5 protein-coding genes are annotated in these 7,258 nt (G+C 62.6%); all 5 read right to left on the bottom strand.

Annotated features, from left to right (window positions below; genetic code table 11):
• Window positions 1–151: 151 nt before the first annotated feature.
• The 5 genes from tssH to tssK all read right to left on the bottom strand — a co-directional run bounded on the left by tssH (window position 152) and on the right by tssK (window position 7,238).
• Window positions 152–2,806 (bottom strand): type VI secretion system ATPase TssH, encoded by a 2,655-nt coding sequence (tssH, locus tag INT12_RS21790; protein WP_193040996.1) that lies wholly within the window; start codon window positions 2,804–2,806, stop codon window positions 152–154.
• 155 nt (window positions 2,807–2,961) lie between these two features.
• Complete coding sequence (locus INT12_RS21785) at window positions 2,962–3,453, bottom strand: Hcp family type VI secretion system effector (RefSeq protein WP_046383733.1); 492 nt, start codon at window positions 3,451–3,453, stop codon at window positions 2,962–2,964.
• A 24-nt stretch (window positions 3,454–3,477) separates the two neighbouring features.
• The gene (locus INT12_RS21780) at window positions 3,478–5,196 is read right to left on the bottom strand and encodes an OmpA family protein (RefSeq protein WP_193059012.1); all 1,719 of its coding nucleotides are present in this window, start codon (window positions 5,194–5,196) and stop codon (window positions 3,478–3,480) included.
• A gap of 6 nt (window positions 5,197–5,202) precedes the next feature.
• The gene (gene tssL, locus INT12_RS21775; RefSeq protein ID WP_057004771.1) at window positions 5,203–5,886 is read right to left on the bottom strand and encodes a type VI secretion system protein TssL, short form; all 684 of its coding nucleotides are present in this window, start codon (window positions 5,884–5,886) and stop codon (window positions 5,203–5,205) included.
• Window positions 5,883–7,238 carry a type VI secretion system baseplate subunit TssK gene (tssK, locus tag INT12_RS21770; protein WP_046383736.1) on the bottom strand — a complete coding sequence of 452 codons (1,356 nt, stop codon included), beginning with the start codon at window positions 7,236–7,238 and terminating at the stop codon, window positions 5,883–5,885. Before tssK ends, tssL begins: the two co-directional genes overlap by 4 nt.
• Window positions 7,239–7,258: the final 20 nt, after the last annotated feature.

Here is a 7,258-nt window from a genome sequence, read left to right as displayed (position 1 = left end):
GCGAGGTCACGTTCGGTGCTGGTGAATTCCACGCGATAGGTGAAGGGTTGACTCAGGTGTTCGTGGCCTTCAAAGGCCAACACGTCGAGACGGGCTTCGATGTTGCGCACACTCAAGGTGTGCCGGCTGTGGTCGAAGAAAGCCTGCACGTTCACACCTCCAGGGCGACGGCCTGCGCCGTGTCTTGAACATCGCTGAAATGCAGACTGATCCCTTCATCCTCGCTATAGCCCAAGCTCACGCCGTGGGTGCGCAGTTGCGCCGCTCGACGCGCCAACAGGTGTTGACTGAGGACCGGCAGGAGCTGCTCGTTAAGCAAGCTGTCGATGTTGCGTGCGCCTGAATCCGGTAGCAGGCAGGCGGCAACCAAGGCGTCGTTCAGGGTGTCGTCGATCCGGCAATCCAGACCGTAATGACGCTGCAGGCGCTTGGCGACCTGGGCCAGCTTGATCGCAACAATGCATTTGAGTGCGTCGGCTCGCAGCGGGCGATAGATCAGGGTTTGAAAGCGCGCCAGCAACGCTGGCTGAAAGTGTTCGCGCAGGATCGGACGCAGTCGTTCATGCAGCACGCTGTCCGGTATCTCCGGGTGTTCCTGCACGCTGGTGTGCAGCAGATCGCTGCCAAGGTTGGAGGTCATCAGAATGACCGTGTTACGGAAGTCGATCTCGCGCCCTTCGCCATCGCGCATAAACCCACGATCGAAGACTTGGTAGAACAGGTTAAGCACATCGCGATGCGCCTTTTCCACCTCGTCGAGCAACACAACGCTGTAGGGCCGCTGGCGCACGGCTTCGGTCAATACACCGCCCCGGCCGTAGCCGACGTAGCCGGGTGGCGAGCCTTTGAGTTGACTGACTGTGTGGGCTTCCTGGTACTCGGAAAAGTTGAGGGTGATCAGTGATTTTTCGCCGCCGAACAGGCTGTCGGCCAAGGCCAGCGCCGTTTCGGTCTTGCCTACGCCGCTGGTGCCGACCAGCAGGAACACGCCCAACGGCGCCTTCTCATCGGTGAGCCCGGTTTTGGCCGCACGCAGGCGCTGAGCCAAGGCACTCAAGGCCGGAGCCTGGCCGATCACGCGCGCTTGCAATTGCTGTTCGAGCAGCAGCAGATTGGCCTGCTCGTCCTTGAGTAAGCTGCCCAGTGGCACGCCGGTCCAGTCGGCGATGACTTGCGCCACGCTACGTGCATCGACATCCAAAGAAAGCAGTGGCTGGCTGCCTTGAATGTCACTCAACTGCCGTTGCAACTGTGCACAGGTATCCCGCTGCGGTGGCTGCGCCTGGCGCGCAGCAATCAATTGTTGGGCCAGATCGAGTTCTTGGCGGTATTGCTGTTCCAGATCGGCGTGCTGACGTTGCAGATCGGCGTGTTGCGCGGCAATCGTCGCCAGACGCTCATCCACGCTGTGGCCGCCAAGCCGCTGATCCTGCTCCAGCGCTTGGCCCTCCAGTTCCAGGGCCACTTGCAGGGCACTCAGACGGCGCAACGCCTGCGGTTCGCAGTCCAGGCTCATGCACACCCGGGCGCTGGCGGTGTCCAGCAGGTCGACGGCTTTGTCCGGCAACTGGCGCCCCGTCAGGTAGCGCCTCGACAGGCTGACCGCCGCCTGCACTGCCGCATCCTGGATATGCACACCGTGATGGCTGGCGTAGCGCGCCTTGAGCCCGCGTAGCATCAGGCAAGCATTCGCGTCGTCCGGTTCCTCGACCTTGACCATTTGAAAGCGTCTTTCCAAAGCGGCATCACGCTCGAAATACTGCTTGTATTCACTCCAGGTGGTCGCGGCGATGGTGCGCAACTCGCCACGGGCCAGAGCGGGCTTGAGCAGGTTAGCCGCATCGGCGCCGCCGGCCTGGTTGCCGGCCCCGACCAGGGTATGGGCCTCATCGATAAACAACAGCACCGGTTGTTCGCACTGCTGTACGGCGTCGATCACGTTTTTCAGGCGTTGTTCGAACTCGCCCTTGACGCCAGCGCCGGCTTGCAACAATCCCAGGTCAAGGGTACGCACACTGACTGTTTTGAGACTGTCCGGCACCTTGCCTTGGGCAATGCTCAACGCCAGGCCTTCGACCAGCGCCGTTTTGCCGACACCAGGCTCGCCCACCAGGATCGGATTGTTTTTGCGCCGACGGCTGAGGATGTCGATGACCTGACGGATTTCATCATCGCGGCCGAACACCGGGTCGATCTTCCCTTGCGCGGCCTTGGCGGTCAGGTCCTGGGTAAACCTGTCCAGCAGCGCCGCTAACGCATCGTCTTTCGACACGCTGGGCGGGAGTATGGCGAGTTCACTTGAAGGCACCGCGGTCACTGACGTCTGCACCGCGGGGCGCTCTTCGGAGATTTGGTCCAGCAACACCTGCAGCCGCTGCAACTGCACCTCACTGAGGCTGAGCAAGGGCCATACGGCTTCGCACGCCAGCAGGCTGGGCGTCTCCATCAACGCGCTCAGCAGATGTACGGAACGCAGGCTGTCGTTGTGCTCGTCCAATGAGGCACGCAACCAGGCATTTTTGATCAGTTGCTGCAATGGCGCCGACAGCTGCGGCTTGCTCTGCACGCTACGCGGCAGACGATCGATGTGCTCCAGCAAGCCATACCACAACGTCTCCATATTCCACTCATAGCGACGTGCGATCACGGCCAGGTCGCCTTCACCTTGCCCCAGCAACTTGAGTAGCCAGTGTTCAACGGTGATCTGCGCGTGGGCACGGCTTTGGCACAGCGTGGCCGCTGCACTCAACGCCTGGGCGCAGTAAGGGTTGAGACGACGAAGCAAGCGCGTGGAATTCTGGGCCATACGGCTACATCCTTGTTCGGTGATGGTGGTACGCGATCGTTAACGCCAATCGCGGGCCGGAAACTCGATGTGTTTGGCTGAACGCCCGCGAACGGACGCTCAACCCAGCACACCGGGAGCCAGCAGGCAAAGACCCACCTGCTGCTCCGGGCGTATCAAGCGCTTTGGCGTTCATTCCACGAATCGGAGTGGATGATGTTGCCGTCCTTGTAGGTCCAGGTGACCTTCTCGTAACGCAACTCCACCTGCTCGAGGTGGTTGTGCTTCTCTTTGCTGGGGTCTTTGACGTCGTGCATTTTCGGCGCAACCTTCACGACCTTGACCTCTTCGAGTTTGGTGATGAAGTACTCGACCTCCTGCCCCGCATCGTCGATGCGGTACCACTTGAACTCGGCACTCTTGAGGGTTTGCCCGGTAGTGACCGCCTTGTAGAGATAGGGGCTGGAGGCATCGATTTCCTTGGAAAACAGAAACGGGGTGTGAACCCGCGTACCGGTCAATTTCCCGGTGTTGTTGTCGGTGGGGATGTACAGACTGTGATCCTGGGCAACCACCTCGATGCTGCCCTCGCGTTGTTGCACGTTCACCGAACCCTTGATAGTTGCGCCGCCGTCGTCTTGCAGCCAGAGGTAAACGGGAATTGCCATGTGAAGCTCCTTTTTCTCGTAGATTTAAATGTCGCGGAATGCGACCGGGGGTTGCCTGTCCGGGCTTGCAACGGGAAGCGCGCAGGCCCCCGCCTCAGGCACCAGACGGATATCAACGCGGCGGTTGGCTGCACGCCCCGCCTCGGTGTCGTTACCGGCAATCGGCTGGCTGGCGCCGAAACCCTGTACAGCAAAGCAGCTGTCGGGAATGCCGCCCATGCGTTGCATCCCGTCGTGCACGGCAGCGGCGCGGGTGCGGGACAGTCGAAGGTTGTTCTCGGGGTCGCCAGTGGCATCGGTATGCCCCGAGATCACGATCAGCCAGCCGGGCTGGGCCTTGATATCGACCAGCGCATTGATCAGGATCTTGGCTGAATCCGCCTTGAGCTGGGCACTGCCGCTGGCGAACAGCGACAGGCTGTCCAACCGCACCGGGCTGGCAGCCCGCGCAGGCGATGCGGCCGGTGGCGGCTCAACGTGAGCAGCCAGTACCGCCAGCAGCGCAGCGCGCAGGCGTTCGCCGCGATACAGGCCCAGGCCGAATGCCGGGGGCGCACCGTGCCGGTAGTACGCGTCCAGACGCTGGGCGTCCTGGCGCAGCACGCCCACGGCACTTTCACGCCAAAGAAACTCGCGCTGATTGCGCTGGGTCGGTTGCGGGATCGCCGAATAACGTCGCAGGTCATCACTGACTTGGCGCAGCAACAGGGCGTTCTGCCACGCCGAACTGGCAAGTGCGACAACACCGGCGACGGCGAACAACCACAGCGCAACAACGCTCGCGCGTTGCACCGGGGAACGCAGCGGGCCGAGCGGCAGCAGGTTGAGCAAAGGGTCCGGGACCGGCAACACCGCATCGGCCACAACCGCCCTGTGATCCGCCAGCGCGACTTTGCCGCGTAACCATTGCTGCCACAGGTTCCCCTTCACGGCATGCGCCAATGCCGGCACCCACGTAACTGCGCAGATCGCCGCCAGGCCAGAAGCGTTACGCGTGACAAGGTGCGGCAGTACCGCTTCGTGAAGCCAGGCCACAGCGCTGTTCAGTTGAATGCTGGCGTGCATCCGAGCGGCCTGCCTGGGCGAGTCAGCGGGTTGCTGTTGCCAGTCATCCAGGCTGACGCAAGCACCCGCATCACACACACGGACCTCGGCCTGCCCGCTGCCCCAACAGAACCAGGGCGCCTCGTCCTGCAGGGTTTGCAGGTAGCTCACCAGCAACAGCGGCAGCGCAACCCCGCGTTTGCGGGCCAAGGCCAGTTGATGACTGAAGGCGCGCATCTGACCGGCGAGTATCGCCCCATCACTGTGCGCGCCGGGGCTGACGCTGAACATCACGCCCAGTTGCCCGGCCCAGCCAGGACGCAAGGCCAGAAGGTGATCGGTGATAGCCGGCAGTTGCTCCAGGCTCGGTACGCGCACGTAGCACCCTCGCTCGGTTACCCGCAGGGCCAACTGCCCGGCGGCAACCCCGCCGAACAGCCCATCCAGGCCATCACCGCAGACCAGCACCACCGGCTGACGAAACCCCGCAGCGGGCAGCACCATGCCCTCGGCCAACCTCACCGACCCACGCTGCCGCTCGGCGCGCAGGCGCAGCGATACCCAGGCCCACGTCACACAGCACACCGCGATCAGCACGCCGAGCACACGCGCCCACATCGCCAGCGGAATGATGAGCAGCAACGCGAGGACGAGGACACCGGCCCACAGGTAAAGGATGCGATGCAGATTGAAGGTCATCCGCACTTACCCCTGATCAGGCAAGAGCGAGGCAATCGCATCGCTCAGCAGATGATCCAATCCCCACCACGTCGCAACCAGCAACAGGGCCACTGTCAGCAGATGAATCAAGGGCGAGCGCAGCCAGCCAAAACCCGCGCTGAGTTCGCCACCGACCACCTGCGTCGGCATGTGTTGGCTGACCTTGAACGGCGCCACCTGTGCGTTGAGGGCAGCCAATAGTTGCTCGCGTCCGGGGTCGCTCAAATCACGATAGCGCCCGCGAAAACCCAACATCAATACGCGCTGAAATACCGTCAACACATGCCGGTCCGGCGCGGGTTCGCTCAACACGTCACGCATGGCCTCGTACAGAAACTCACCGGCCTGATGACGATTGAAGAACTTGGCCTGCAACGGTTCGCTGGCCCAGGCGGCGCGGGCATCTGCGTCAGCGCAGGTCAGCACCGTTTCGTCGAGTAGCGCGCATTGAGCATGACTGATGTGGTCGATGTTGCGCTGACTCAGGCCCGCCCGTTCAAGGTGCTGCCGAGCTTGCTCAACCTGTTCGATACAAAGCTGGCCCAACTCCCGGCCAGGTTGCACCGAGGCGCCCTGGCGCAACTCGACCACCAATAGGTAGGTGTCCTGTAACAGCGCGTCGATATCCACCGCTGCTGCGGCTTGCTCGTTGGAAGGCGTCGGTTTCATGAGCGCAGCACCGCAAACAGTTCCAGCTTGACGTCGACCAAGCTGCTGGGAACGTAGAAAGCACAGACCCCTTCGTCCAGCACCGCCTGCCCCTTGGAATGCCCGAGGTCCAGGGCGAAGTACTGATTTTCCAGGCGCAATGGAATCGCCGCCGGCACATGGCTGAGGGACTGCAACGGCACCCCGTCGAGCGCCGCGTTGATCAGATAATCGACCTCATCCGGCGTACCGATCTTGCACAGGCGCGGGAACTGGTCCTGCACCTGCGCCGCCGGTAGCCGACTGCGCACCGACAGATAAAAGTCGGCCCCCTCACGCTCGCGCAAGCGCGGATCATTCAGCGTGACCTGCCACCGATTGGCCCCCTGTACCTCCAGGCTCAAAGCAATGACCCGCGACGGCAGACTGGCCTCCAACAACAGCGACAGGGTGTGCATCAGCGGCGGGAACACTGCCTCCAACGAGGTGTGCCGGTAAGCGGGGATCTTGTCCACGTCGTGTTCCAGCGAAAACGTGAGCAGGCCACCGGCGAGCTTGATCAGTTGCTGGTAGACCTGCTCGGGGTGGCGCGCGGGAAACTCCCGAAGATCGGCCAATACCGGCTGGTAGGTATTCAACGCATTGAGCAGCCAGAACAGCGACACGTCGGCGACGGCAAAGTCGGCCATGCGCTGATTGCTTTCCCGCCGCATGCCCATGAGCCGTTGCCGCTTGGCGGACAATTGCGTCAACAGGTTGTCCAGCTGGTTCAGCAACCCCGGGTGCGCGGCGAAGCTCAGCAACGGCGGCACATAGCCCGGGTCGAGGCTCCAGGCGCCCTGCCCGTCGCGCACCAGGCGCGCGACCGGACACGTCATGTAGTCCGCATTATCGTCGCGCTGCAGGCGCAGGCTCAGTGCATGCTCCAGCACGCCTATCGACTGCACCTCATCGGCATACATATCCTGTACGTCGCGCCAAGACTGGCGATAGCGTGTGGGCCGATCGGCCCTGCCACCGTCGAACAGGCAGTTGTCGCCATTCGCCTGTTCCAGGGGCAAGGCCAAGTGCAATAACGCGTCCTGATCTTCGTCGGCCAGCAACTGCGCCAGCTCCAAGGCCGGAGGCAGGCGGTCGACCTGCTCGGTGTCGATCCAGGTGCCATCGGGCATGCGGACCCGCAACTGAGTCGCCTTGAGCTTACCCAGCCGTAATGCATCCAGGTCGAACCCTACCGCCTGGACACCCCAGGGGTGCGCCAGGGCCAGATGCGCGAGTTGTTCGTTGGTCCAAGCCTCCCAGCGCGCCTGTTGCTGGAATTGTTGCGGCGACAGCAACGCCCCGGCGGCCCACAGAGGGCGATCGATATTCATGGCATCGTTTCCCTACGACT

The organism is Pseudomonas sp. K8 (assembly GCF_014889455.1).
In the GTDB taxonomy this organism is placed as follows: domain Bacteria; phylum Pseudomonadota; class Gammaproteobacteria; order Pseudomonadales; family Pseudomonadaceae; genus Aquipseudomonas; species Aquipseudomonas veronii.
Note: the sequence above shows the minus strand (reverse complement) of the source record. Positions and strands in the feature narration are given on the sequence as shown.